The organism is Massilia sp. SYSU DXS3249 (assembly GCF_053668055.1).
Window position 1 is genome coordinate 117,094 of record NZ_JBSIPX010000004.1, and the last position, 25,220, is coordinate 142,313.

A 25,220-nucleotide genomic window follows, 5' to 3' on the forward strand; every position below is an offset into this window, starting at 1 on the left:
CAAGCTGCCCGACCATATTTCCCCGATGTCTTCCCCGATCACGCCCGGCCTGCTGATTTTGCACGGCAACCAGATGGAAATGCTGCGCGAAGCCGTGTTCGACTGGCTGCGCGGGCATCCGCTCGGGCCGCTGGAGCAGGAAACCATCCTGGTGCAGTCGAACGGCTTTGCCGAGTGGCTCAAGATCGCGCTGGCCGAAGAGCTGGGCGTGTGCGCGGCCACGCGCGTGGCGCTGCCGGGCCGCTTCCTGTGGGAGGCCTACCGCACGATGTTGGGGCGCGAGCGGGTCCCGGCGCGTTCGCCCTTCGACAAGGACCCGCTCACCTGGCGCCTGATGCGCCTGCTGCCGACCCTGCTGCGCGAGCCCGTGTTCGCGCCGCTCACGCACTTCCTCGGCGACGGCTGCCCGGAGCGCCGCCTGCAGCTGGCCGAGCGCCTGGCCGACCTGTTCGACGGCTACCAGGTCTACCGCGCCGACTGGCTGACCGACTGGGAGATCGGGCGCGACCAGCTGCGCCGCGCCGGCGGAGAACCGGTGCCGCTCGCACCCGACCAGCTGTGGCAGGCGCGCCTCTGGCGTGCGGTGCACGAGAGCGTGCCGCCGATGCAGCGCGGTACCGGGCGCGCCGCGATCCACGAAGTCTTCGTCACCAGGATCCTGGCGGGCGGGGAGCCGGCCGGGCGCCTGCCGCGGCGCGTGGTCCTGTTCGGGATGTCGGCCCTGCCGTACCAGACCCTGCAGGCCATCGCCGCGCTCTCGCACCACACCCAGGTCCTGCTGGCGGTGCCCAATCCCTGCCAGTTCTACTGGGGCGACATCATCGAAGGGCGCGAGCTCCTGAGGGCGGCGCGCAAGCGCCAGCCGGCGCGCGGCGGCATCGACCTGGCCGCGATGCCGATCGAGGAACTGCATGCGCACAGCCATCCGCTGCTGGCGAGCTGGGGCCGCCAGGGGCGCGACTTCGTGCGCATGCTCGACGAGTTCGACAACGAAGAGGGGCGCCCCGAGACGGCGGGTACCACGAAACTGCGCATCGACCTGTTCTCGGACGGCCAGGGCGAGACGCTGCTGCAGCAGGTGCAGGCCGCGGTGCGCGACCTGCTGCCGCTGTCCGAGCATCCGCACGTGCCGCCGCCGCTTGACGATCGCTCGATCGAGTTCCACGTTACCCACAGCGCCCAGCGCGAAGTCGAGGCCCTGCACGACCAGCTGCTGTCCTGGTTCGCCCAGGACCCGACGCTGCGCCCGCGCGACGTGGTGGTAATGGTGCCGGACATCGATACCTTCTCGGCCGCGATCCACTCGGTGTTCGACCAGCACAGGAGAAACGACTCGCGCTACATTCCCTTCGAGATCGGCGATACCCGCGACCGCAGCGTCAACCCGCTGCTGGTCGCCCTCGAGTGGCTGCTGCGCCTGCCGCAGCAGCGCTGCCGCCAGAGCGAAGTGCGCGACCTGCTCGACGTGCCGGCGGTGGCCAGCCGCTTCGGCCTGAACGAGGAAGACCTGCACACGCTCGGCCAGTGGATCGACGGCGCCGGCGTGCGCTGGGGCCTGGACGGCCAGCACCGCAGCGGTCTCGGGCTGGGCGCCGCCGGCGAACAGAACGCCTGGATCTTCGGCGTGCGGCGCATGCTGCTCGGCTATGCCAGCGGCGCCGGCGCGCGCTTCGGCGAGATCGAGCCGTATGCCGAAGTCGGCGGGCTGGACGCGGCGCTGGCCGGCTCGCTGGCCCAGCTGGTCGAATCCCTGCTCGAGTGGCGCGCGCGCCTGGCCGAGCCGCGCACGCCCGAGGAATGGGGCAAGCAGGCGCGCGCCTTGCTGGCCGCCTTCTTCGACGGCCGCGAGGAGGGCGACCGCCTCACGCTCGCGCAACTGAGCGAGGCGCTGCAATGCTGGCTCGAGATGACGGAAACGGGCGGCTTCGACGAGCCGGTGCCGCTCGCCGTGCTGCGCGAAGCCTGGCTCGGGCAGATCGACCAGCCGACCCTGAACCACCAGTTCGTCTCCGGCGGCATCACCTTCTGCACCCTGATGCCGATGCGCGCCGTGCCGTTCCGCGCCGTCTGCCTGCTCGGCATGAACGACGGCGACTTCCCGCGCCGCTCGCCGCAGGCCGACTTCGACCTGCTGGCGCTCCCTGGCATGAGCCGCCCGGGCGACCGCTCGCGCCGCGACGACGACCGCTACCTGATGCTCGAAGCCGTACTGGCCGCGCGCGACAAGCTCTACGTGAGCTGGGTCGGACGCAACGTGCGCGACAACAGCGAGCAGCCGCCTTCGGTGCTGGTCTCGCAGCTGCGCGACTACCTGCGCGCCGGGTGGGAGATCGACCTCTCGACCATCACGGTCGAGCACGCGCTGCAGCCTTTCAGCCGCCGCTATTTCGAGGAGGGCGGGCTGCTGACCTATGCGCGCGAATGGCGGGTAGCCCATGGCAAGACCGACGGTGCTGAGCAAGATGCGCCTGCCGATGCGCTGCCGCCATACGAACTGGAGCCGGACTTCCGCCTCAAGCTGTCGGAACTGGCGAGCTTCGTGAAGCAGCCGGCGCGCTTCTTCTTCCGGCGCCGCCTAGGCGTGGTCTTCGGCGAAGCCGAGGTGATCGGCGAGGACGAGGAACCGTTCGCGCTCGACGCGCTGGACCGCTACTTCCTCGAGGACAGCCTGCTCGACGACGGCGGCACCGCCGAGGAACTCGACGAAGTGCGCGCCACGCTCACCACCCGCGCCGAGCGCCTGGCGCGCGAGGGCGTGCTGCCGATCGGCCTGGTCGGGCGCCAGTGGCAGGCCCAGCTCGTCGACGGCCTGGTGCCGGTGCGCACCGCCTGGCTGAAACTCGGCATGCGCTTCCCGCAGGCCGCGGCCAAACTGGCGGTGCGGCTCGAGTTCGACGGGGTGGTTCTCGAAGACTGGATCGACCGCCTGCGCAGCGACGGTCAGCAGACCGCCTGGCTGATGCAGATCTCCTCGAAGGTGCTGGACAAGGCCGGCGCGCCGCGCGGCGACAAGCTGATCGCGCCCTGGCTGCGCCAGCTGGCGGCCAGCGCGTCAGGGACAGGAGTGACAGGCTACCTGGTCGCGCGCGACGCCGTGGTGACCATGGCGCCGCTCGACCCGGCCGAGGCGCAGGCCGCGCTGGCCAACGTGGTGGCCCTGTGGCGCCGCAACCTCGACGCGCCGCTGCCCGTGGCCTGCAAGACGGCGCTGGCGCTGCTGGCCGAGGGCGACCCGCGCACCGTCTACGACGGCGGCTTCGAGCTGTCGGGCGAGGTCGAGGCCGAACCTTGCCTCGCGCGCCTGTGGCCGGACTTTGCAAGCCTGGGCGCTTCCGGCGAGTGGCCGTCGCTCGCGGTCGCGCTCTACGGCGGCCTGGCGGACTGGATTGCCGGCCAGGTGACGGTGACGCCGCATGCGGGAGACACGGCGGGCGATGCAGGGGAGGCCGCATGAGCCAGCTGCTCGATCCCTTGAACTTCCCGCTGCACGGCTCGCGCCTGATCGAGGCCAGCGCCGGTACCGGCAAGACCTGGACCATCGCCGCGCTCTACCTGCGCCTGGTGTTGGGTCACGGCGGCGCCGACGCCTTCGCGCGCCCGCTGCTGCCGTCCGACATCCTGGTCATGACCTTCACCCGCGCCGCCACGCGCGAGCTGTCGAACCGGGTGCGCGAGCGCCTGGTCGATGCCGCCGCCTACTTCCGCGGCGAGCTCGATCACACCGATCCCTACCTCGACGAGCTGGCCGCCGGCTACGCAACCGACAGCGAACGCCAGGTCGCGGCCCACCGCCTGGTGCTGGCCGCCGAAACGATGGACGAGGCGGCGATCTTCACGATCGACGCCTGGTGCCAGCGCATGCTGCGCGAGCACGCCTTCGATTCCGGCAGCCTGTTCGACGAAGAACTGGTGAGCGACGAGCGCGCCCTGTTCGAGGATGCGGCCCACGACTACTGGCGCCAGCACGTCTATCCCCTGAACAGCAGCGCGCTGGCCGCGGTGCTCGGCTGTTGGAGCGACGTACGCAAGCTCAAGGCCTCGGTGCGCGACCTCGTGAGCCGCACCGCCACCCTCGGCGTACCCGATCCGGAACCGCTGTCCACCCTCGTCGCGCGGGTGCAGTCCGCGCAGCAGGCCGAGCTCGCACGCCTGAAAGAGGGCTGGTTCGAGCGCGCCAACGAGATGGAAGCCTGGATCGGCGCCCAGCAGCAGCTCAACCCGAAATGCTTCAACGGCAACATGATGCGCGCCGCCTCGGTGCCGAAGTGGTTCGAGGCGCTGCGGGCCTGGGCCCAGGACGACGCGCGCATCCACCCCGACCTCAACGAGACCGCCTGGAAGCGCCTCGCCACCCAGGGCCTGGCCGAGGCGTTCAGCAAGAACTTCAGCGCCGAGGTACCGGCCTGCTTCGACTGCACCCAGGACCTGCGCGCCGCGCTCGACGCGATCGACCCGCTCGCGCATGCGCTCCTGCGCCATGCGGCCGGCCACATCGCGCGGCGCACGGCGGAACTCAAGGAGCAGCGCCGCCAGTTCGGCTTCGCCGACATGCTGGCGCGCCTGAAGGATGCGCTCGAGGGCCCGAACGGCGAAGCGCTGCGGCGCCGCATCGTCACCCAGTACCCGGTGGCGCTGATCGACGAATTCCAGGACACCTCGCCCGACCAGTACCGCATCTTCGACCTGCTGTACCGCGTCGCCGCCAACGACCCCGAGCAGGGCCTGTTCCTGATCGGCGACCCGAAGCAGTCGATCTACGGTTTCCGCGGCGCCGACATCCACAGCTACCTGGCCGCGCGCCGCTCGACCGAGGGGCGCCACTACCAGCTCGGCACCAATTACCGCTCGACCGCCGCGCTGGTGGCCGCCGTCAACCGCCTGTTCAGCCACGCCGAGGGCGACGGCACGCAGCCGGGACACGCCCAGGGCGCCTTCCGCTTCCGCCGCGGCGAGGTCAATCCGCTGCCCTTCGAGCCGGTGGCGGCGCGCGGCCACAAGGCCGAACTGGTCGGCGTCGACGGCCCCTACCAGGCGTTGGCGCTGTGCACCACCGAGCAGCAGGACATGAAGACGGGCGACTACCGCGCCTTCTTCGCCGAGCACTGCGCCGAGCACATCGTGACGCTGCTGAACGACCCGCGCGTGGGCTTTCGCGAGGAGGGCAGCTTCACCCGCCTGGTGCCGGCCGATATCGCGATCCTGGTGCGCTCGCGCGACGAAGCCGGGGCGATCCGGCGTGCGCTGGAACGGCGCCGCATCGCCAGCGTCTACCTCTCCGACAAGGATTCGGTGGTCGACAGCCTGGAGGCGCGCGACGTGCTGCGCTGGCTGCATGCGGTCGCCAATCCATTGGACGGCGGGCTGGCGCGCGCGGCACTGGCGACGCGCACCGCGGGCCTGCCCCTGGGCGAGCTGGCGCGGCTCTCGGGCGACGAAACCGTCTGGGAAGAGCGGGTCGAGCAGCTGAAGGCCCTGCACGTGTGCTGGCAGCGCCAGGGCGTGCTGGCCATGCTGCGCCGCTTCATCCACGAACTGGGCCTGCCGGCGCGCCTGCTGGGCGAGCCGGGCGGCGAGCGGCGCCTGACCAACCTGCTGCACCTGGCCGAGCTGCTGCAGGAAGCGAGCGGCCAGCTCGACGGCGAGGGCGCGCTGATCCGCTGGTTCGCGGAACAGATCGAGGGCCTGGGCGAGGGCGGCGACGAGCGCGTGCTGCGCCTGGAATCGGACGCCGAGCTGGTCAAGGTCATCACGGTGCACAAGTCGAAGGGCCTGGAATACCCGCTGGTCTACCTGCCCTTCGCCGTCACCGCGCGCAAGACCGACAAGCGCAACCGCGCTTTCTTCGAATACGTGCAGGAAGACGGCGCGCGCCGCATCGACCTGGCCCTGTCCGACGAGGCGCTGCAGGCGGTCGACCGCGCGCGCCTGGAGGAAGACCTGCGCCTGCTGTACGTGGCGCTGACGCGCGCGCGCCACTTCCTGTGGCTGGGCGTGGCGGCGGTCGCCGCAGGTAACCGCGGCAAGAAGGGCGAGAACCGCCTGCACGAATCGGCGCTCGGCTACCTGCTCTCGGGCGGCGCCCCCGTACCGGCCGAGTCCCTGGTCGACCACCTGGGCAGGCTGCGCGGCGACTGCGGCCACATCGCCCTGCACACGCTCGACCCGCTCGACGGCTGCACGATGCTCAACAGGGTCGAGACCCGGCCGGCTCTCGTGGAGCCGGCCGCCTTCGACGCCGAGTTCGAGCGCAACTGGTCGGTCGGCTCGTTCACCTCGATCACGCGCCACACGACGGCGGCGCCCGCGGCGACGCCCGCATTTACTCCGATGAGGGCGGCCGAGGAAACCCTGCTCGAGGACGAAGAGACCCAGGCCGCCGCGCGCCGTCCCGAAGACACGCCCTGGCACCGCTTCCCGCGCGGTTCGGTGCCCGGCAACTTCCTGCACGAGCAGCTCGAGTGGATCGGCCAGGAAGGCTTCCACATCATCGACGACCCGCACTTCGACGAACGCCTGGCCCAGCGCTGCGAGCGCGCGGGCTGGGGGCATCGCAGCGAAGACACGGTCGCCTGGCTGCGCACGGTGGTCGGCACGCCGCTGCCGCCGCTGGGTGCGAGCCTGAGCCAAATCGCGAATACGGTGCCGGAGATGGAATTCTGGTTCCCCAGCGAGGGCCTGGCCCTGGGTGCGCTCGACCGCTTGTGCCGGCGCCGCCTGCTCGGCAAGGTGCAGCGCCCGACGCTGCCAGAGCGCGCGCTGCACGGCATGCTCAAGGGCTTCGCCGACCTCGTGTTCGAATACGAGGGCCGCTACTGGGTGCTCGACTACAAATCGAACGCCCTCGGCCCGAACGACGCGGCCTATACGAAGCGGGCGATGGAAGAGGGCATGGCCGGTCACCGCTACGACATCCAGGGTGCGATCTACATGCTGGCGCTGCACCGCCTGCTCAGGAGCCGGCTCGGCGAGGATTACGATCCGGCGCTGCAGCTGGGCGGGGCCATCTTCTTGTTCCTGCGCGGGATCGCCAACACCTCGACGCACGGCTGCTGCCTGATCGAGCCGGACGTCGAACTGCTCGACGGCCTGGACAAACTCTTGATGCCGGGTGACGCATGAAGCATGACAAAGCCCTTCCGGCAGCCACGTCGCCGGCCGCGCTGTGGGAAGAAATCGGCCGCCTGACCGAGGCCGGCGAACTGCGCCGCCTGTCCGGCGCCTTCGCCCGCTTCGTCGCCTCCCTCGGCCCGGTGGCGCCGCCGGTGTTGCTGGCGGCGACCGTGCTGTCCGAACTGGAGGGCAATGGCCACAGCTGCCTGCAGGTGGCCGACCTGGCCGAGGATCCGGCTACGCTGCTCGGCTGGAGCGCCGAACAGTGGCAGGCGCTCGCCGCCAGCGCCGCGCCGCTCCCCAAGACCGCAAAAGCCTGGACTACCCAGTTCAACGCCTGCGAGGAAGTCTGGAAGGTCGGCGAATTCGACTACGGCGAGCCGCTCGTGTTCGACGGCGAACGCCTCTACCTGCGCCGCTACTGGCGCGACGAGACCCTGGTCGCGGCCAGCATCCGCGAGCGCGCCGCCCAATCCCGCCCGGTCGACCAGGCGGCCGTGCGCACATGGCTCGACCTGCTGTTCGCCTCCCAGCGCGCCAGCGAAAAGCCGGACTGGCAAAAGCTCGCCTGCGCCGTCGCCCTGCGCGGCTCGGTGGCGATCATCACCGGTGGCCCCGGCACCGGTAAAACCTATACGGTGGCGCGCCTGCTGGCGCTGCTGTTCGCGGTCGCGCCCGGCGCTGCCCAGCAGCGCATCGCCCTGGCCGCGCCGACCGGCAAGGCCGCCGCGCGCCTGAAGCAGTCGATCGACAAGGCGCTGGCGGAGCTGGCCGAGCGCGTCGGTGCCAAGCTGCCGCTGCTGGAGCTGATCGAGCGCATGGGGCCGGCGCGCACCCTGCACAGCCTGCTCGGCGCGCGCCCGGACAGCCGGGCCTTCGCCCACCATGCCGGCAATCCGCTCGAGGTCGACGTCCTGATCGTCGACGAAGCCTCGATGGTGCACCTCGAAATGATGGCCAGCCTGCTCGACGCGCTGCCCGCGGGCGCGACCCTGGTGCTGCTGGGCGACAAGGACCAGCTGGCCTCGGTGGAGGCGGGCGCCGTGCTGGGCGACCTCTGCCACGACGCCCAGTCGGGCGGCTACAGCCGCGAGACGGCCGATTACGTGCTCGGTGCCAGCGGCGAAGAGCTGCCGCCCGCATTCCTCGGCGACGCCGGCGCGCTGGCCCAGCAGACCGTGATGCTGCGCCACAGCCGGCGCTTCGGCGGCCCGATCGGCCAGCTGGCCCTGGCCGTGAACGCGGGCGACGCGGCGCGCGCGGAAGCCGTGCTGCGGGCGCGCGACCCCGCCGTGCGCTGGTACGAGAACGCCCGCCAGTCCGAGGTGGTCGAGCTCGGGCTGGACGGCTACTATCCCTACCTGGACCTGCTCAAGGCCGGGCCCGAGGCGGACTCTGCAACCGCGCATGAAGACTGGGTGCGCCAGGTGCTGCAGCGCTTCGAAGGCTTCCGCATCCTGTGCGCGGTGCGCGAAGGCGAGTGGGGCGTGGGCGGCCTGAACCTGGCCATCGAGGGCAGCCTGGAATCGGCCGGCCTGCTGCGGCGCGGCGGCGAGTGGTATGCCGGCCGTCCCGTGATGGTGACCCGTAACGACTACGGCACCCGCGTCTTCAACGGCGACATCGGCCTGACGCTGCCCGATCCGGCGCGTCCCGGTTCGCTGCGCGTCTACTTCCTGGAAGGCGACAACGTGCGCAGCGTGCTGGCGACGCGCCTGCGCCATGTCGAGACGGCGTATGCGATGACGGTGCACAAGTCGCAGGGTTCGGAGTTCCGCCACACGGTGCTGGTGCTGCCCGAAGACCGCAACGCCATCCTCACGCGCGAACTCGTCTACACCGGCATCACGCGCGCCAGCGGCCAGTTCACGCTGGTTTCGCCCGCCGGCCCGGTGCTGGCCGAGGCGATCGCCCGGCGCACCCACCGCACCAGCGGCCTGCGCCACCTGATCGAGCGCGGCGGCTCGGGTGGGGCAGGGTGGTAAGCGGCATGCCGGTGCGCGCCGCCCGGCCGGACGACGCCTCGGCCATCGCCGGGCTGTTCGTGCAGCTCGGCTATCCGAATGCGAACGAGGACGTGGCCGCCCGCCTGGCCGAACGCGGCGACAGCATGGCGCGGGTGCTGGTGGCCGAAGCCGGGGAACGCGTGGTCGGCGTCGTCGTGGTCAACCTGATCGCGCCGCTGCATGTCGCGGGCCGCTGGGCCATGGTCTCGGCACTGGTGACCGACGAAGCGGCGCGCGGCGGCGGCATCGGCGCCGCCTTGCTGGGCGAAGCGGAGCGCTACGCGCGCGAACAGGGCTGCAGCCGCATGGAACTGTCGAGCAGCGAGCACCGCACGCGGGCCCATGCGCTTTACGAGCGGCAGGGCTTCGACGAGGTGCGCAAGCGCTTCGTCAAGCAGCTGGGGGCCCCAGGCTGAGGTAGCCGTCTCAGATATGCGTGGAAGTGATACCTGATCTGTTTATTGCTGATAGGAAATTCTTAAGATATGCACTTTATGTATTCCCGAGATCGGAAATCAAAATTGGATTGATATCTCTTGTTGGCGTAAACTTTCACCATCGCATAACGCCAACACATCCAGGAGCTGCCATGACCACTTTGACGATTTCCCGTCCTGCCGCAACCCCGAACTTCGCGCACCTGCTGCGCATCGTCGGCGCCAAGCTGCGCCGCGCTTTTGAGCTGTCGGGCAATGCCTATGCCGACGGCGCGATGCCGCCGCTGTAAGTCCCGGCACCGGGACGCGATGGAAGACCCCGCCGCGGCGGGGTTTTTTTATGCCCGCGTAATGCCGGTCGTACCGATAGCCTTGCCCGGCCGACCCGGGCAAAGGACAACAAAAAAGGGATTGCCGCAAGCGGGAATCCCTTTTTTGATTCAATGCCGCCAGGCGGCGCGAGCCTCAATTACGGCGCGTACGCTTCACCGTCACCTTTTTCTTCTTCGCCACGACCTTCACCTTGGCGCGCGGCGAAGCCTTGGCCTTGAGCTTCAGGCGGCCGGCGCTGGCCTTGATGCGCGGGGCGCGGCTGCTGGCCTTGAGCTTCGCCGAGCGGGTCACGCTGGCCACGGTCGGCTCTTCGCCGGTGATGAAGCGGCGCACGTTGAGTGCGTCGAGGATGCGGGCCGAGGAGGCGCTGGCGTTGAGCAGCACCATGGTCGCGTTCTTGCCGGCCACCTTGATGCTCATGATCAGGCAGCGGCCCGCTTCGCGGGTGTAGCCGGTTTTCGACAGGCCGATGTCCCAGCCCTTGGCGCCGACCAGGCGGTTGGTGTTGCGGTACTCGACGCCGCGGCCGTTGATGTTGATGATGTTCTTGGCGTCGGTGCTGCGCGCGGCGATTTCCGGATAGTCGGCGGCGGCGTTCGCCATCTTGATAAGGTCGCCCGCGGTCGAGCGGTTGTTCGGCGACAGGCCGGTCGGCTCTTCGATATGGGTCTGCTGCATGCCGAGCGCGGCGGCCTTGCGGCGCACGGCTTCCTTGAAGGCCTGCTGGCCGCCAGGATAGGTGCGTGCCAGCGAGGCGGCGGCGCGGTTATCGGAGGACATCAGAGCCAGCTGCAGCACGTCGCCGCGCGGGATGCTGGCGCCGACGGGCACGCGCGAGCTGCTGTGCTTGAGCGTGTCGACGTCGCTGCGGTCGATCTGGATCAGCTCGTTCATGTCCTGCTTCGCGTCGAGGATGACCATGGCGGTCATCAGCTTGGTGAGCGAGGCGATCGGCACGACGGCGCCGGCGTTCTTTTCCAGCAAAACTTTGCCGGTGTCATCTTCCACCACCAGTACCGATTGCGATCCGAAGGGCACCGCGAATGCGGCAGCCGAGGAAATCGACAAAAGGACTGTGGCGAACAGTTTTTTGATCATGGTGTCGGGAAGTGGGGTCAGGTTATAAGCCGGGCGCCGGGGCGGCGCATCATTTACGCGTCTAGCTGTAAGGCAATACCAGATGGGTGAACGATAGCACCATCATTTCCGTGTGTCCATGCCGCACAAGAGAAAACGGACTCAGGTGTATCGGATTTACCGACAAAAAAGCCCTGCACGAGGGCAGGGCTGATTATTCTGACAAATATCGGAGAACATACGTTCTCTGAAGTGGTCTTTATTTTGCCTGGTAGATCTTATCGAACTCACCACCATCGTTGAAGTGGACCGCCTGGGCCTTGCGCCAGCCGCCGAACAGCTCGTCCACCGAGAACAGCGCGATCGGCTTGTAGTTGGCCGCATATTTCTTCATCACGGCTTCGTTACGTACGCGCAGGAAGTGCTTGGCGCCGATTTCCTGGCCCAGCGGGCTGTACAGGAAGTTCAGGTAGGCGGTCGCCTGCTTGCGCACGCCGCGGCGGTCGACCACCTTGTCGACCACGGCTACCGGCGACTCAGCCAGGATCGAGGTCTTCGGGTACACGACTTCGAAGTTGTCGCCGAACTCGGCACGCACCATGCTCACTTCGTTCTCGAAGGTCACCAGGGCGTCGCCGATCTGGCGCTGGGTGAAGGTGGTGGTCGCGGCGCGGCCGCCGGCATCGAGGATCGGCACGTTCTTGAAGATGGCGCGCACCAGTTCGCGCGCCTTGGCTTCGTTGCCGCCGTTCTTCAGCACCGAGCCCCAGGCTGCCAGGTAGGTGTAGCGGCCGTTGCCCGCAGTCTTCGGGTTCGGGATGATGACCTGCACGCCCGGCTTGGCCAGGTCGTCCCAGTTGCGGATGGCCTTGGGATTGCCCTTGCGCACCAGGAACACCATGGTCGAGTAATAAGGCGCGGCATTATTCGGGAACTTCTTCGCCCAATCCTTCACCACGAGGCCGCGGTCGGCCAGCATGTCGATGTCGTTGGCCTGGTTCATCGTCACGACCGAAGCTTCCAGGCCGTCGGCGACCGCGCGCGCCTGCTTGCTCGAGCCGCCGTGCGATTGTTTGATCGAAACGGTCTCGCCTGTTGTTTTTTGCCAGCTAGCAATAAACGCCGGGTTAATGTCCTTGTACAATTCGCGCGCCACGTCGTACGAGACGTTCAGCAGCTCGACATTGGCAGCGCTGGCGGACAAGGGCAGGGCAGTGCCGACGGCAAGCGCGAGCAGCCAGCGGCGGACGGGCAGGAATGGGGTTTTGGACATGTTCTTCTCACTTTTCGATGCTATGGAAACAGGGTACATGTTCCATAAGTTGGGCCGAAAACGGAAGAATACTTTCGTCATATGCTTAGATACTTCGTGAACACAGCGTCCGCATATGCATGGCCTCGGGCAGGCTGTCGAGCTTTCGGTGTATAGTCCGGACATTCGCAGGCGCCGCACCGCAATCATGCTTGCGTGCAATTGGCAATTAGTAATAGCAACAATAGGTTTGGGTCATTGGTCAGATGGTTATAGGTATCGACATTCGCAAAGCAGCACCGCTCGACGCGGCTCCAGCCTGCAGCCTGCTGCGCCGCTCGATCGAGCAGGGCTGCGAGGCCGACTACCGCGACCACCCCGGCGTCCTCGACGCCTGGCTCGGCAACAAGACCCCCGACAACGTCGCTACCTGGTTCGCCTCCAGTACCAATTTCGCCATCGTCGCCGAACGCGACGGGCAATTGCTGGGGCTGGCCCTCCTGACCCAGGCCGGCAAGCTGGCGCTGTGCTACGTGCAGCCCGAGGCGGTGCGCAGCGGCATCGGCAGCGCGCTGCTGGCCGCCGTCGAGCAGCAGGCGCGGGCATGGGAGATTCGCAAGCTGTACCTGCATAGCCCGGGCAGCGCCGCGCCTTTCTTCGAACGCCAGGGTTACAAGAATGCCGGCCTGGAGAAGGCCTGCTTCGGCCTCGAATGCAACCTGCTGTGGAAGATGCTCGACAGCCAGCCTGCTGACGCCGACTCCGCGCGCCAGCGCTTCTGCAACTGCAGCCAATAAGCAACAACGAGTAACAAAAAAGCGCAGGAAAGCAAGCGGGCACATCTTCTGCCGGGCAAGGGCTTACGCTATAGTACGGCTCTTCTCAAAGATGAGTGGTTTATGGCTTCCCGCAGAGATTTTCTTCAACAAGGCATGGGCCTGGCGGCCCTCGGCGCACTCGGACCCACCCTGATCGGCCCGGCCCAGGCAGCCTCCCAGGCCGCACCCGCCGACCTGACACCCCCGCCCGACCTGTTCGACGCCCAGTTACTCGACCTCGACTTCTGGGTCAAGCCGCGCACGCTGTCGATGACGCGCCCGCAAAGCGGCGAACGCGTCAATGTCCTGTACTGGAAGGACGGCGAGGTGATCGACTCGGCCTACCAGCAACTGTGTCACCTGCTGCGCGACGTCAACGGCCGCGAAACCGCGCCGATCGATCCCAAGCTGCTGGAACTGCTGTGGGGCACCCAGGCCTTCATCGCGCGCTACGGCCTGCTGCAGCCGCTCGAGATCCTGTCCGGCTACCGCACCGCCGCGTCGAACGCGCGCCTGCAGGAAGCGGGCATTCCGGCGGCGCGCAAGTCGCTGCACATGACCGGCAAGGCGGCCGACATCCGCATCGCCGGCCTGAGCGAGGAAGTCCTTGGCGGACTCGTGCGTAGCCTGCGCCAGGGCGGAGTCGGGTATTATTACCGTTCCGGTCCGAAGGGCGGCTGGATCCACGCCGACACGGGGCTCAACCGTACCTGGAAGGGCTAACAGCCCGCCAGAAAATCGCGTTAGCCACGCGAAACTTGCGCGGGTTTTTGCTGTCGTAGGGCTGGAACGGCAATCGACTTTGCCGGAAGACCGACTCATCTTCCAAAGGAGAAGCACGATGGCAACGATGAACGCCCCCACGATGGACCGCCGCACCGGCCCCGAGCGCCGCACTGCGATGCGCGAAGGCCGCGGTTCGGCCATGTCGGCAATGGATTACCTCGCCATGTTCCTGCTGATCATCGGCGGCCTGAACTGGGCCCTGGTCGGCCTGTTCGAGGTCGACATGGTCGCCACCATCTTCGGCCCGGGCAGCCCGGCCTCGCGCCTGATCTACGTGCTGGTCGGCCTGGCCGCCCTGTACTCGATCTACACGACGGCGAAGATGGCCGGCGCAAGGCGGCATTGAGCCCGGCACCGAGGAAGGAATGACGGCCGCGGTGCGCGTCGGGCTGATTTCCGACACCCACGGCCTGCTGCGTCCGGAGGCGCTCGCCTTCCTCGCCGGCTGCGACCACATCGTCCACGGCGGCGACATCGGCAACCCCGGCATCCTCGAGCGGCTGGCCGAGCTCGCGCCGCTGACCGTCGTCCGCGGCAACAACGACCGCGAGGCCTGGGCGCGCGGCATTCCCGTGAGCGCCAGGCTGGCGTTCGGCGCCGTGTCGCTCTACGCGATCCACGACCTGAAGGAAATCGACATCGATCCCACCGGCGCCGGCGTGCGGGTGGTGGTGTCGGGGCATTCGCACAGGCCTGCGCAGGCCGAGCGGGGAGGCGTCCTGTACGTCAATCCGGGCAGCGCCGGGCGCCGGCGTTTCAGCCTGCCGATTTCGGCCGCCGAACTGATCATCGAAGGCGACGAGGTGCGTGCACGGATCGTGACGCTGGTTGCGGCCTAGCTGACGGGCACCGCGAAATGCCGTAGGATACGGCCCTTGCAGCTTTCCTTTTGTCCCCGATGACCGATTCTCCCGACACGCCGCCGCGCTTCCGCCCACGCCCCTGGACCCACCTCGAAACGCCGCAGGACGTCGAGCTCTGGATCGACGAACATAACCTGGCGATGCAGGAACTCATCAAGCCCCAGGAAACCGGCTATGGCATCTGCTTCACGCTGGCCGAGGGCGGCAACATCACCATGCAGACCCACGAGGACGCGATCGTGCTCGACGTCGAGGAGGATGCCTCCTGGATCGCACCGCTGATCGTCGCCGCCACCGGCGCCGAGGCGCCACCGGGCGCCTACTGGCTGCTGCCGGCCGACAAGCTGACCCAGCTGATCATCGGCCTGTCGAGCCTGGTGGCGAGCACCACCCTGGTCGTCGGCCACCGTTTCGGTTCGCACGGGCGCCGTACGGCCTGGTAACCGATCCTGGCCCGCGCTTGCGGGGGACAGGACGGCTTCTTATATTCCCACCTGTCAGAAGTGGTGGAACATCCCGACCGAGCCGGTGCGGGTCTCGATGCCGGTCTGCGGGAAGGTGGAGCCGGCCTGGAAGGGCAGGGCGACGCTGTTGAGGATGATGGTCGAGGCGCCGAAATTGCGCACCGAGCCGGCGCGCGCATACAGGCCGGTGCGGCGCGACAGGTGGTAGTCGACGCCCAGCATCAGGCCCAGGGCCGAGGATTCGACCGGGCTGCCCAGGGCATTGCGTGCGCCTTCCGTGTCGCGGTGCACCAGCGAGGCGCTCCAGCTCAGGCGGTCCTGGACCAGGATCGCGCCCAGCGTGGTCAACTCCGCTTCGCCGCTCTGCGCCAGCCGCGGGGCGATGCGCACCCAGGAAGCCGACAGCACCAGCTTGCCGGTGTCGTAGATGCCGCCGACCGCCGGCATGTCGGTGCGCACGGCCTGGCCGGCGGCTGCGGAGACGGGCGCGCTCCAGGACTGGGTCAGGCTGGCCGCCAGGTAGAACTTGCCGTTGGTGAAGGACACCACGCCGCCGCGCGTGCCTACCTTCGGCTCGGCCGTGCCGGTCGTGCCATAAGGATTGGTCGCGTAGATCGCCTGCGCACCCAGGCCCATCACGCGCGGCGTGGCATAGGTGATCGACTTCGGCACGCGCACCGGGATGGTGCCGGCGCCAGGGCCGAGGTCGGTGTTGGCGCCGACGCCGCGCGGACCCTGCATGGCGCCGCCGCCGACCCAGGTGTAGACCGAATTGGTCGGCACCAGCATGAAGGGGTCGACGAACAGCGGCAGCATCGCATTGATCTGGTTACCGAAACGCAGGGTGCCGAGGGTGCTCGAGCGCAGGCCGACCCAGGACTCGCGGTTGAACAGCGCGCTCGCCTGCTGGGCGCCGGTGTCGGCATTGAAGCCCGCTTCCAGCTTGGCTTCGGCTTTCAGGCCGCCGCCCAGGTCTTCCGAGGCATAGAAGCCGAGTTTCGAGGTGTAGGCGCCGCCGCTTTGCTGCTGCCAGCGGCTTTCCCCGTTGTCGGTCTTCGTGACCATCGCGCCCAGGTCGACGGTGCCGTAGATGCGTACGCCGTCGCCGCCGCTGCTGTATTCGGGCAGCTGGGCCAGGCGGCTCAGCAGGAAGGACTCCGGCTGAGTTTGGGCCAAGGCTGGGGCGGAGGCGGAGAAGGCGAGCGACAGGAGGGTGGCGAGCAGGGCGGGGCGAAGCGGGGTCGGGCGTGACATTCGGTGAGCTTTGGTGAGATGGCAATGTGTGAATTATTGCACATGGGAAATGGCTACCGGAATGGGTGGGCTGTGCGAAGTGGGTAATAGTTGCCTCAAAACAACAATTGTCAATCGTCTTTGGCGGGGGGATACGTTTCGGCTATCGAAAGTTGCAGACGCGTGGAGTCGGGGACTCCGGTAAAGCCGTGGAGGAGGCCACTGGCCTCCTCCACCCCTACAGTTAGTAGCTGCTCAAAAAAACGGGCGCCAGCGGCGCCCGTTTGCTTACATGTTCGGATAGTTCGGTCCGCCGCCGCCTTCCGGCGTCACCCAGACGATGTTCTGGGTCGGGTCCTTGATGTCGCAGGTCTTGCAGTGCACGCAGTTCTGCGCGTTGATCTGCAGGCGGTCCTCGCCGGCATCCGTCTTCACGAACTCGTATACGCCCGCCGGGCAGTAGCGCTGCTCGGGGCCGGCGTATTTCGCCAGGTTCACGTCCACCGGGATGCCGGCGTTCTTCAGCGTCAGGTGCACCGGCTGGTCTTCGGCGTGGTTGGTGTTCGAGATGAACACCGAGGACAGGCGATCGAAAGTAAGCTTGCCGTCCGGTTTCGGGTAGGCGATCGGTTTGAACTCGGAGGCCGGGCGCAGGCATTCGTGGTCGGCGTGCTTGTGGCGCAGCGTCCATGGCGCCTTGCCGCGGAAGACCATCTGGTCGACGCCGGTCATGAAGGTGCCCAGGTACAGGCCCTTGCTCATCCATGGCTTGAAGTTGCGCGCGCGGTGCAGTTCCTCGTACAGCCAGGAGCGCTCGAAGGCGGCCGGGTAGGCGGCCAGTTCGTCGTGCTGGCGGCCAGCGCCGAGTGCCTCGAAGGCCGCTTCGGCGGCCAGCATGCCGGTCTTGATCGCGCCGTGGCTGCCCTTGATGCGGCTGGTGTTCAGGAAGCCGGCGTCGCAGCCGATCAGGGCGCCGCCCGGGAAGACGGTTTTCGGCAGGGATTGCAGGCCGCCCGCCGTGATGGCGCGTGCGCCGTAGGAGATGCGCTTGCCGCCTTCGAAGAACTTGCGGATTTCCGGATGGGTTTTATAGCGCTGGAATTCCTCGTAGGGCGACAGATACGGGTTCTGGTAAGCCAGGCCCACCACGAAGCCGACTGCGACCTGGTTGTTTTCCAGGTGGTAGAGGAAGGAGCCGCCATAGGTGTCCTTGTCCAGCGGCCAGCCGGCCGTGTGGATCACCAGGCCCGGCTTGTGCAGGGCAGGGTCGATCTCCCACAGTTCCTTGATGCCGATGCCGTAGGTCTGCGGGTCCTTGCCCTTGTTCAGGTCGTACTTGGTCATCAGCTGCTTGCCGAGGTGGCCGCGCGAGCCTTCGGCGAACATGGTGTACTTCGCGTGCAATTCCATGCCGAGCTGGAACGCGTCGGTCGGATTGCCTTCGCGGTCCACGCCCATGTTGCCGGTGGCGACGCCCTTGACCGAGCCGTCCTCGTTGTAGAGGATTTCGGCGGCCGGGAAGCCCGGGAACACTTCGACGCCCAGCGCTTCGGCCTGCTGGCCCAGCCAGCGCACGACGTTGGCCAGCGAGATGATGTAGTTGCCGTGGTTGGTCAGCATCTTCGGCACCATGAACGAGGGCGTCGCCGTCGCTTTGGTCTCCGTCAGGAACAGCACCCGGTCTTCGGTGACGGGCGTGTTCAGCGGCGCGCCGAGTTCCTTCCAGTTGGGGAACAATTCGTTCAGGGCAATCGGATCCATGACGGCGCCAGACAGGATGTGGGCGCCCAGCTCGCCGCCTTTCTCGAGCACGCAGACCGACACTTCCTGGCCCTTTTCGCTGGCGAGCTGCTTCAGGCGGATCGCTGCCGACAGGCCTGCCGGGCCGCCGCCGACGATGACAACGTCGTACTCCATTGCTTCGCGCGGTCCGTATTGTTCGAGGATGTTGATAGGCTCTGTCATGGTCTTGTGATGGTTAAAAAGATTAAGCTCGAAAATTTAGCACGAGTGTGCGGGTTTTCCCCGATGATTGCAACTTAGCCAGCCATTTTAGAGTGAAAATTAGATGAGGCAATCTAAACGGGCATTCTGTGACATCATTATGCCTTCGTCATCGTTTCGCTTGTAGCACATCAGGTAGCACATCAGGACAGGAGACAGCGTGGGCATCGAAGTCAATTACGAAGGAAAAATTGCCATGGTCACCGGCGCCTCGAGCGGGCTCGGCGCCCGGTTCGCCAAGGCGCTGGCCGGCGCAGGCGCCCAGGTCGTGCTGGCCTCGCGCCGTACCGAGCGCCTGAAGGAACTGCGCGCCGAGATCGAAGCCGACGGCGGCGCCGCCCACGTCGTCAACCTCGACGTCACCAGCCTCGACAGCATCAAGGCGGCGATCGCCCATGCCGAGACCGAGGCCGGGCCGATCGACATCCTGGTCAACAACTCGGGCGTGCAGAACACCCAGCGCCTGCTCGACGTGACCGAAGACGATTACGAGTACATCATGGACACCAACCTGCGCGGCGCGTTTTTCGTCGCGCAGCAGGCGGCCAAGCGCATGATCCAGCGCGCCAAGGGCGACCCGCGCAAGCAGCACCGCATCGTCAACATCGCCTCGGTGGCCGGCCTGCGCGTGCTGCCGCAGATCGGCGTGTACTGCATGAGCAAGGCCGGGGTGGTGCAGATGACCAAGGCGATGGCGGTCGAGTGGGGCAAATACGGCATCAACGTCAACGCCATCTGCCCTGGCTACATCTCGACCGAAATGAACGAGGATTATTTCGAGACCGAGCAGGGCAAGAAACTGATCGAGCTGCTGCCGAGGAAACGTCCCGGCAAACCGGAGGACCTGGACGGCCTGCTGCTGCTCCTGGCGGCGGAAGAAGCGCATTTCATCAATGGTGCGATCATTACCGCCGACGACGGCATGACGGCGCAATAGACCATTCAAGACACGCGGCAATCCGGCGCCGGCAACGGCGCCTTTTTATTTTTCACTGTAAAACGAAGCAAGGAAGTATGAGCAACAAGAAGTTGGTACACACGATGCGCATGCCGGTGCGCTGGGGCGACATGGACGCGATGGGCCATGTCAATAACACGGTCTATTTCCGCTACATCGAAACGGCGCGCATCGCCTGGCTGGAACAGGTCGGCGCCTTGCCCGATCCGAGCGCGACCGGGCCGGTGCTGATCAATGCGCAATGCGCCTTTTTGAAACAGCTCAAATACCCGGCCGAGATCGAAGTCACTTCGTATGTCGGACCGCCGGGGCGGTCGAGCTTCGAGGTGTCGCACGAGATCCGCCTGGTCGGCGCGGACGGCCAGGCCGGCGCCCTGCATGCCGAGGGCGCGGCCAAGATCGTCTGGGTCGATTTCGCGGTCGAGAAATCGGTGCCGCTGCCGGATGCGATCCGGGCCCTGTTACCGGCGGCCTGAATCGCGTCAGTGCGCAGTGTTACGGCGCCGTCGCAGCAGGCTGCGGCGCCGAAGGCGGGAGGAACCAGTTCAGCAGGGCGGCGCAGATGCCGCCGGTCGCGACACCCGACTCCAGCACATTGCGGATCGCCGCCGGCACGTGGGCGAGGAACTCGGGTACCTGGGTCACGCCCAGGCCGAGCGCCAGCGACACGGCGATGATCAATAGCGCACGCCGGTCCAACTGCACGCTGGCGAGGATATTGATGCCGGCCGCGGCGACTGCACCGAACATCACCATCGCAGCGCCGCCCAGCACCGGTTCCGGGACCGCCTGGATCACGCCCGCGACGGCGGGAAACAAGCCCAGCACCACCAGCAGCGCGGCGATCCAGACCCCCACATGGCGGCTGGCGATGCCGGTCAGCTGGATCACGCCGTTATTCTGCGCGAAGACCGAACTCGGGAAGGTGTTGAAGACGCCGGCCAGCAGCGAATTCGCGCCGTTCACGAGCACCCCGCCCTTGATGCGTCGCATCCAGGCCGGGCCTTCCACCGGCTGACGCGAGATCTTGCTGGTGGCGGTGATGTCGCCGATGGCCTCGAGCGAGGTCACGAGGTAGATCACCACCATCGGCACGAACAGCGACCACGAAAAGCCAATGCCGAAGTGCAGCGGCAGCGGCACCTGGAAGGCCGGCGCCTCGCGCATGCCGGTGAAGTCGAGCCGGCCCAGGTAGCCCGCCAGCGCATAGCCGGCGGCCAGCGCAATGACGATGGCGCAGCTGCGCATCCAGGTGACGGGCACGCGGTTGATCGCCACGATCAGGCCCAGCACCACGCCGGACAGCAGCAGGTTCTCCCCATTCGCAAAACTGCCGTTGTTCATGGCGCTGAATCCGCCCCCCATGCTGATCAGGCCGACCTTGATCAGGGTCAGGCCGATCATCAGCACCACGATGCCGGTCACCAGCGGCGTAATCAAACGCTTGATGAAGGGGAGGATGCGCGAGACGCCCATTTCGATGAACGAGCCGGCCATCACGACGCCGAAGATCGCCGCCATCACCGCTTCGACAGGCGTACCGGCCTTGACCATCGCAGCGCCGCCGGCAATCAGCGGGCCGACGAAGTTGAAGCTGGTACCCTGCACGATCAGCAGGCCGGCGCCGAAGGGACCGAATGGGCGGCACTGCACGAAGGTAGCGATGCCCGAGATGACCAGCGACATCGAGACGATCAGGTTGGTGTCGCGCGCAGGGACGCCGAGCGCCTGGCAGATCAGTAGGCCCGGCGTCACGATCGGCACGATGATTGCGAGCAGGTGCTGCAGAGCGGCCAGGAACGCGATCCAGGGGCGGGGGCGCTCTTCCAGGCCGAGGATCAGGTCAGGGTCGGGCGCGTTGGCGACATGCGCCTCGCGTGCATGCAAGGTGGATGGTGTGGTCATCGGGGCGGGCAAAAAGCCGATTTTACTGTCCGCGTCGACAGCAGGAAAGGCGAGCTTGCCGGACATGCAAAAAAACTGCCGACAAAACTGCGTTTTCCGGGGATCATGGCGGTCCAGACAAACCTGCCGGCATCCACGATCCCGGCCCCTACCCCGACTTCCGCATGCAGCCTGTTCAGCCCCCCATCTTCCGCGCATGGTGCGCTTCGACCGCGAGCGCCTGGCGTTGGAAGACATCATCGACATCGCGCGGGGCAATGCGCTGCCGGTCCTGTCGGATGATCCCGACTTTCTTGCCGCGATCAGGCGCGGGGCCGACTTCGTCGACCGCCTGCTGCGCGAAGACGGCGTCATCTACGGCGTCACGACCGGCTACGGCGATTCATGCACGACCGTGGTGCCGCCCGCGCTGGTGCCCGAACTGCCGCGTAACCTCTACACCTACCATGGCTGCGGGCTCGGAGCCTGCCTCAGCGCAGTGCAGACGCGCGCGGTCATGGCCGCGCGCCTGGCCTCGCTGTCGAAAGGCTACTCGGGTGTGAGCGTGGACTTGCTGGAGCAGATCGTCCGCCTGTTCGAGGCGGGACTGACGCCGCTCATTCCGAGTGAAGGTTCGGTTGGCGCCAGCGGCGACCTGACCCCGCTTTCCTACCTGGCGGCGGCGCTGTGCGGCGAACGGGAAATGCTGCGCAACGGCGTGGCGCTGGCGGCCTCCGAGGCCCTGGCCCAGGCCGGCATTGCGCCGCTGCGCCTGCGTCCGAAAGAGGGACTGGCGATCATGAACGGGACCGCCGTGATGACGGGATTGGCCTGCCTCGCCTGGGGCCGCGCGTCCTACCTGGCGCGCCTGACGACCCGCATCACGGCGCTGGCCTCGTTCGCGCTCGACGGCAATGCGCATCACTTCGACGACATCCTGTTTTCGGTGAAGCCGCATGCCGGCATGCAGGGCGTGGCCGCGTGGCTGCGGGAGGACCTGGCCTATGCCGGACAGCCCGCGCGCAACGGCGCTCGCCTGCAGGACCGCTACTCGATCCGCTGCGCGCCGCATGTGATCGGCGTGCTGGCCGACGCCTTGCCGTTTTTCCGGGACTGCATCGAGAACGAACTCAACAGCGCGAACGACAATCCGATTATCGACGCGGAAGGCGGGCGCGTGCTGCACGGCGGGCATTTCTATGGCGGCCACATCGCCTTTGCGATGGATGGCATGAAAAACGCGGTGGCCAACCTCGCCGACTTGCTGGACCGTCAGCTGGCGCTGCTGGTCGATGCCCGCTACAGCAACGGCTTGCCGGCCAACCTGAGCGGCGCCGAGGGGGAGCGGGCGGCCATCAGCCATGGCTTGAAGGCATTGCAGATCAGCGCGTCGGCCTGGACTGCCGAAGCGCTCAAGCTCACCATGCCGGCCTCGGTGTTTTCGCGCTCGACCGAATGCCATAACCAGGACAAGGTCAGCATGGGCACGATCGCGGCGCGCGACTGCCTGAGGGTGCTCGAACTGACCGAGCAGGTCGCCGCCGCCCTGCTGATCGCCGTGCGCCAGGGGGTGTGGCTGCGCATGCGGCTCGAACCGGCTCGCCCGCTACCAGAGCCATTGGCAAGGATGATGGCGGTTCTGGGCCAGGATATCGCGCCCCTGCTCGAAGACCGGCGGCTCGATCCGGAATTGCGCCTGCTATTGGAGCGCATTGGCCAGCAGGACTGGCCGCTGTACGCGCGGTACGATGAATGAAAGGACGGCGCGCGTCAGCGCGCCACGCCCACCAGCTTGTGCACCAGCTCCGACGAGGTCGACGCCGAGAACTTGCGCATCAGTTTCGCCCGGTGCATCTCCACAGTGCGCGGGCTGAGGTCGGTCTGGCGGGCGATCACCTTGCTGGTCTTGCCTTCGACCAGCAGCGCGGCGATTTCGCGTTCGCGCGGGGTCAGTTCGGCCGTGACGGGGCGCTTTTCGCTGACGTCCTCGAAGGTCCAGACGCCCGCGCCCAGCGGCTCGGCGGGGTTGAGGGCGCGGCCCGTCACATGGCACCAGAACAGTTCGCCGTCGCCGCGGCGCATGATGCGCTCGTCCGAATAGCGGCCCTTCGCATTCATGATCGGCACGATGCGGTCGCCCGTGCGCAGGAATTCGTCCATCGTCGGGTAGAGCACGGCGAAGGACTGGCCGTCGAGCTTGCCCTGGGCGTAGCCGAACATCGCGGCCAGGGCGAGGTTGGACGACTGGATCACACGGTCCCGTGAAATGCACATGCCGACCGGGGCATGCTGGAAAATCATCTCGTAATCGATGGCGTATGATGGGTTCATCTGGTTGCAAGGGCGGGACGTTGGGCGGATCGTTGCCGGTATTTCTACGGTATTGTACTTTCGCGGCCCGTATTTTAAGCTGGTCTCTCTACTCTGCAGTACACAGATCTTGAAGAACCTGCTGCGCGTTGCACTGTTGGCCTGCGCCGCCAAGGCGATAGCCCGCTGAACAACCGTACAGCGAGCATGCACGCCTTGGCGGCTCGGCCAACATTGCTGCCGCTCGCGACGGTTCTTCAAGATCCTATAAAGCTTTATTCACGGCAAACCATACAAGGGACGGGTATGAACAAAGTGTATCCTGATGCGACATCGGCGCTGGCCGGTATCGTCCAAGACGGCCAAACGATCGCCGTCGGCGGCTTCGGTCTGTGCGGCATTCCGGAAGCGCTGATCGCGGCGCTGCGCGACTCGGGCGTCAAGCAACTCACCGCCGTGTCCAACAACGCGGGCGTCGACGGTTTCGGCCTCGGCCAGCTGCTGGAAACGCGCCAGATCAAGAAGATGATCGCTTCCTACGTGGGCGAGAACAAGGAATTCGCACGCCAGTTCCTGGCCGGCGAACTCGAACTCGAATTCACGCCGCAAGGCACCCTGGCCGAGAAGCTGCGCGCCGGCGGCGCCGGCATCCCGGCCTTCTTCACCAAGACCGGCTACGGCACCATCGTCGCCGACGGCAAGGAAACCCGTGAATTCGACGGCGAGCAGTACGTCATGGAGCGCAGCATCGTGGCCGACGTGTCGCTCGTCAAAGCCTGGAAGGCCGACAAGGCCGGCAACCTGGTGTTCCGCAAGACCGCGCGCAACTTCAACCCGAACGTCGCCACCGCAGGCAAGATCTGCGTCGTCGAAGTCGAAGAGCTGGTCGAGATCGGCGAGATCGATCCGGACCAGGTGCACACCCCAAGCATCTTCGTGCACCGCATCGTCCACAATCCGACGCCGGAAAAGCGCATCGAACAGCGCACCGTGCGCACCGCTCAAGACCAGAACTAAATCCGGAGAACGACATGGCATGGACTCGTGATGAAATGGCCGCGCGCGCGGCGAAGGAACTGCAGGACGGTTTCTATGTGAACCTCGGCATCGGCCTGCCGACGCTGGTGGCGAACTATGTGCCGAACGACATGGAAGTATTCCTGCAATCGGAAAACGGCCTGCTCGGCATCGGCCCGTTCCCGACGGACGCAGAGGTCGACGCCGACCTGATCAACGCCGGCAAGCAAACCGTCACCGCCTTGCCGGGCGCGGCCTACTTCAGCTCGGCCGATTCTTTCGGCATGATCCGCGGCGGTAAGATCAACCTGGCGATCCTGGGCGCGATGCAGGTGTCGCAGCAGGGCGACCTGGCGAACTGGATGATCCCAGGCAAGATGGTGAAGGGCATGGGCGGCGCGATGGACCTGGTGGCCGGCGTCAAGCGCGTGGTTGTGGTGATGGAACACGTCGCCACCGCCAAGGACGGCTCGACCTCCCATAAAATCCTGAAGAAGTGCGACCTGCCGCTGACCGGCGTGGGCGTGGTCGACCGCATCATCACCGACCTCTGCGTGATCGACGTCACCGGCACCGGCCTGAAGCTGGTAGAGCTGGCGCCGGGCGTGACCAAGGAACAGGTGGTCGCGGCGACCGCGGCTGAGCTGGACGTGTCGGCAGTCTGAACC

At 66.9% G+C, this 25,220-nt stretch carries 21 protein-coding genes; 15 read left to right on the forward strand and 6 right to left on the reverse strand.

Annotated elements, in window-relative coordinates; translation table 11 throughout:
* Window positions 1-25 precede the first annotated feature (25 nt).
* The 5 genes from recC (at window position 26) to ACWCIA_RS06695 (ending at window position 9,843) form a co-directional block, all read left to right on the forward strand.
* Window positions 26-3,454: an exodeoxyribonuclease V subunit gamma gene (gene recC, locus ACWCIA_RS06675; RefSeq protein ID WP_454161812.1), complete on the forward strand. Its 3,429-nt coding sequence runs from the start codon at window positions 26-28 to the stop codon at window positions 3,452-3,454.
* A complete protein-coding gene (gene recB / locus ACWCIA_RS06680; RefSeq protein WP_454161813.1) occupies window positions 3,451-7,119 on the forward strand; it encodes an exodeoxyribonuclease V subunit beta in 3,669 nt (1,222 codons plus the stop codon). The genes recC and recB overlap by 4 nt, the downstream gene beginning before the upstream one ends.
* On the forward strand, window positions 7,116-9,095 hold the full coding sequence (recD, locus tag ACWCIA_RS06685) for an exodeoxyribonuclease V subunit alpha (protein WP_454161814.1): 1,980 nt from the start codon (window positions 7,116-7,118) through the stop codon (window positions 9,093-9,095). The genes recB and recD overlap by 4 nt, the downstream gene beginning before the upstream one ends.
* Window positions 9,096-9,100: 5 nt before the next feature.
* Complete coding sequence (locus ACWCIA_RS06690) at window positions 9,101-9,532, forward strand: GNAT family N-acetyltransferase (protein WP_454161815.1); 432 nt, start codon at window positions 9,101-9,103, stop codon at window positions 9,530-9,532.
* 173 nt (window positions 9,533-9,705) lie between these two features.
* A complete protein-coding gene (locus ACWCIA_RS06695) occupies window positions 9,706-9,843 on the forward strand; it encodes a hypothetical protein (RefSeq protein WP_454161816.1) in 138 nt (45 codons plus the stop codon).
* Between the two features lie 175 nt (window positions 9,844-10,018).
* Here the strand turns inward: ACWCIA_RS06695 and ACWCIA_RS06700 are convergent, their stop codons facing one another.
* Together ACWCIA_RS06700 and ACWCIA_RS06705 are read right to left on the reverse strand one after the other, a co-directional pair.
* Window positions 10,019-10,984 carry a serine hydrolase gene (locus ACWCIA_RS06700; protein WP_454161817.1) on the reverse strand — a complete coding sequence of 322 codons (966 nt, stop codon included), beginning with the start codon at window positions 10,982-10,984 and terminating at the stop codon, window positions 10,019-10,021.
* Between the two features lie 238 nt (window positions 10,985-11,222).
* Window positions 11,223-12,236, reverse strand: coding sequence for a sulfate ABC transporter substrate-binding protein (locus ACWCIA_RS06705; protein ID WP_454161818.1), 1,014 nt, complete (start codon window positions 12,234-12,236; stop codon window positions 11,223-11,225).
* A gap of 245 nt (window positions 12,237-12,481) precedes the next feature.
* On the opposite strand from ACWCIA_RS06705, the gene ACWCIA_RS06710 reads away from it, so the two are divergent.
* The 5 genes from ACWCIA_RS06710 to ACWCIA_RS06730 all read left to right on the forward strand — a co-directional run bounded on the left by ACWCIA_RS06710 (window position 12,482) and on the right by ACWCIA_RS06730 (window position 15,125).
* Window positions 12,482-13,012 carry a GNAT family N-acetyltransferase gene (locus ACWCIA_RS06710; RefSeq protein ID WP_454161819.1) on the forward strand — a complete coding sequence of 177 codons (531 nt, stop codon included), beginning with the start codon at window positions 12,482-12,484 and terminating at the stop codon, window positions 13,010-13,012.
* A 102-nt stretch (window positions 13,013-13,114) separates the two neighbouring features.
* The gene (locus ACWCIA_RS06715; protein ID WP_454161820.1) at window positions 13,115-13,756 is read left to right on the forward strand and encodes a YcbK family protein; all 642 of its coding nucleotides are present in this window, start codon (window positions 13,115-13,117) and stop codon (window positions 13,754-13,756) included.
* Window positions 13,757-13,874: 118 nt separating this feature from the next.
* Window positions 13,875-14,165, forward strand: coding sequence for a DUF378 domain-containing protein (locus ACWCIA_RS06720; RefSeq protein WP_454161821.1), 291 nt, complete (start codon window positions 13,875-13,877; stop codon window positions 14,163-14,165).
* Between the two features lie 19 nt (window positions 14,166-14,184).
* Window positions 14,185-14,658, forward strand: a complete 474-nt coding sequence (locus ACWCIA_RS06725; protein ID WP_454161822.1) for a metallophosphoesterase family protein — start codon at window positions 14,185-14,187, stop codon at window positions 14,656-14,658.
* 59 nt (window positions 14,659-14,717) lie between these two features.
* Window positions 14,718-15,125 carry a hypothetical protein gene (locus tag ACWCIA_RS06730; protein WP_454161823.1) on the forward strand — a complete coding sequence of 136 codons (408 nt, stop codon included), beginning with the start codon at window positions 14,718-14,720 and terminating at the stop codon, window positions 15,123-15,125.
* Window positions 15,126-15,179: 54 nt separating this feature from the next.
* Here ACWCIA_RS06730 and ACWCIA_RS06735 read toward each other — a convergent pair whose 3' ends face one another.
* Together ACWCIA_RS06735 and ACWCIA_RS06740 are read right to left on the reverse strand one after the other, a co-directional pair.
* Window positions 15,180-16,400, reverse strand: a complete 1,221-nt coding sequence (locus ACWCIA_RS06735; protein WP_454161824.1) for a porin — start codon at window positions 16,398-16,400, stop codon at window positions 15,180-15,182.
* A 267-nt stretch (window positions 16,401-16,667) separates the two neighbouring features.
* On the reverse strand, window positions 16,668-18,344 hold the full coding sequence (locus ACWCIA_RS06740; RefSeq protein ID WP_454161825.1) for a 4Fe-4S dicluster domain-containing protein: 1,677 nt from the start codon (window positions 18,342-18,344) through the stop codon (window positions 16,668-16,670).
* A 199-nt stretch (window positions 18,345-18,543) separates the two neighbouring features.
* On the opposite strand from ACWCIA_RS06740, the gene ACWCIA_RS06745 reads away from it, so the two are divergent.
* Both ACWCIA_RS06745 and ACWCIA_RS06750 read left to right on the forward strand, forming a co-directional pair.
* Window positions 18,544-19,320, forward strand: coding sequence for an SDR family oxidoreductase (locus tag ACWCIA_RS06745; protein WP_454161826.1), 777 nt, complete (start codon window positions 18,544-18,546; stop codon window positions 19,318-19,320).
* Window positions 19,321-19,397: 77 nt separating this feature from the next.
* Window positions 19,398-19,817, forward strand: a complete 420-nt coding sequence (locus ACWCIA_RS06750) for an acyl-CoA thioesterase (protein WP_454161827.1) — start codon at window positions 19,398-19,400, stop codon at window positions 19,815-19,817.
* Window positions 19,818-19,836: 19 nt separating this feature from the next.
* Here ACWCIA_RS06750 and ACWCIA_RS06755 read toward each other — a convergent pair whose 3' ends face one another.
* A complete protein-coding gene (locus ACWCIA_RS06755; protein ID WP_454161828.1) occupies window positions 19,837-21,246 on the reverse strand; it encodes a nucleobase:cation symporter-2 family protein in 1,410 nt (469 codons plus the stop codon).
* Window positions 21,247-21,442: 196 nt separating this feature from the next.
* Between ACWCIA_RS06755 and ACWCIA_RS06760 the strand changes: the two genes are divergently transcribed.
* Complete coding sequence (locus ACWCIA_RS06760; RefSeq protein ID WP_454161829.1) at window positions 21,443-22,981, forward strand: HAL/PAL/TAL family ammonia-lyase; 1,539 nt, start codon at window positions 21,443-21,445, stop codon at window positions 22,979-22,981.
* A gap of 14 nt (window positions 22,982-22,995) precedes the next feature.
* On the opposite strand, the gene ACWCIA_RS06765 is transcribed toward ACWCIA_RS06760, so the two are convergent.
* Window positions 22,996-23,556, reverse strand: coding sequence for a LuxR C-terminal-related transcriptional regulator (locus ACWCIA_RS06765; protein WP_454161830.1), 561 nt, complete (start codon window positions 23,554-23,556; stop codon window positions 22,996-22,998).
* A 285-nt stretch (window positions 23,557-23,841) separates the two neighbouring features.
* Here ACWCIA_RS06765 and ACWCIA_RS06770 point away from each other — a divergent pair, with 285 nt between their 5' ends.
* On the forward strand, window positions 23,842-24,552 hold the full coding sequence (locus ACWCIA_RS06770; protein ID WP_454161831.1) for a CoA transferase subunit A: 711 nt from the start codon (window positions 23,842-23,844) through the stop codon (window positions 24,550-24,552).
* Between the two features lie 14 nt (window positions 24,553-24,566).
* Window positions 24,567-25,217, forward strand: coding sequence for a 3-oxoacid CoA-transferase subunit B (locus tag ACWCIA_RS06775; RefSeq protein ID WP_454161832.1), 651 nt, complete (start codon window positions 24,567-24,569; stop codon window positions 25,215-25,217).
* The last annotated feature ends 3 nt before the right edge of the window (window positions 25,218-25,220 follow it).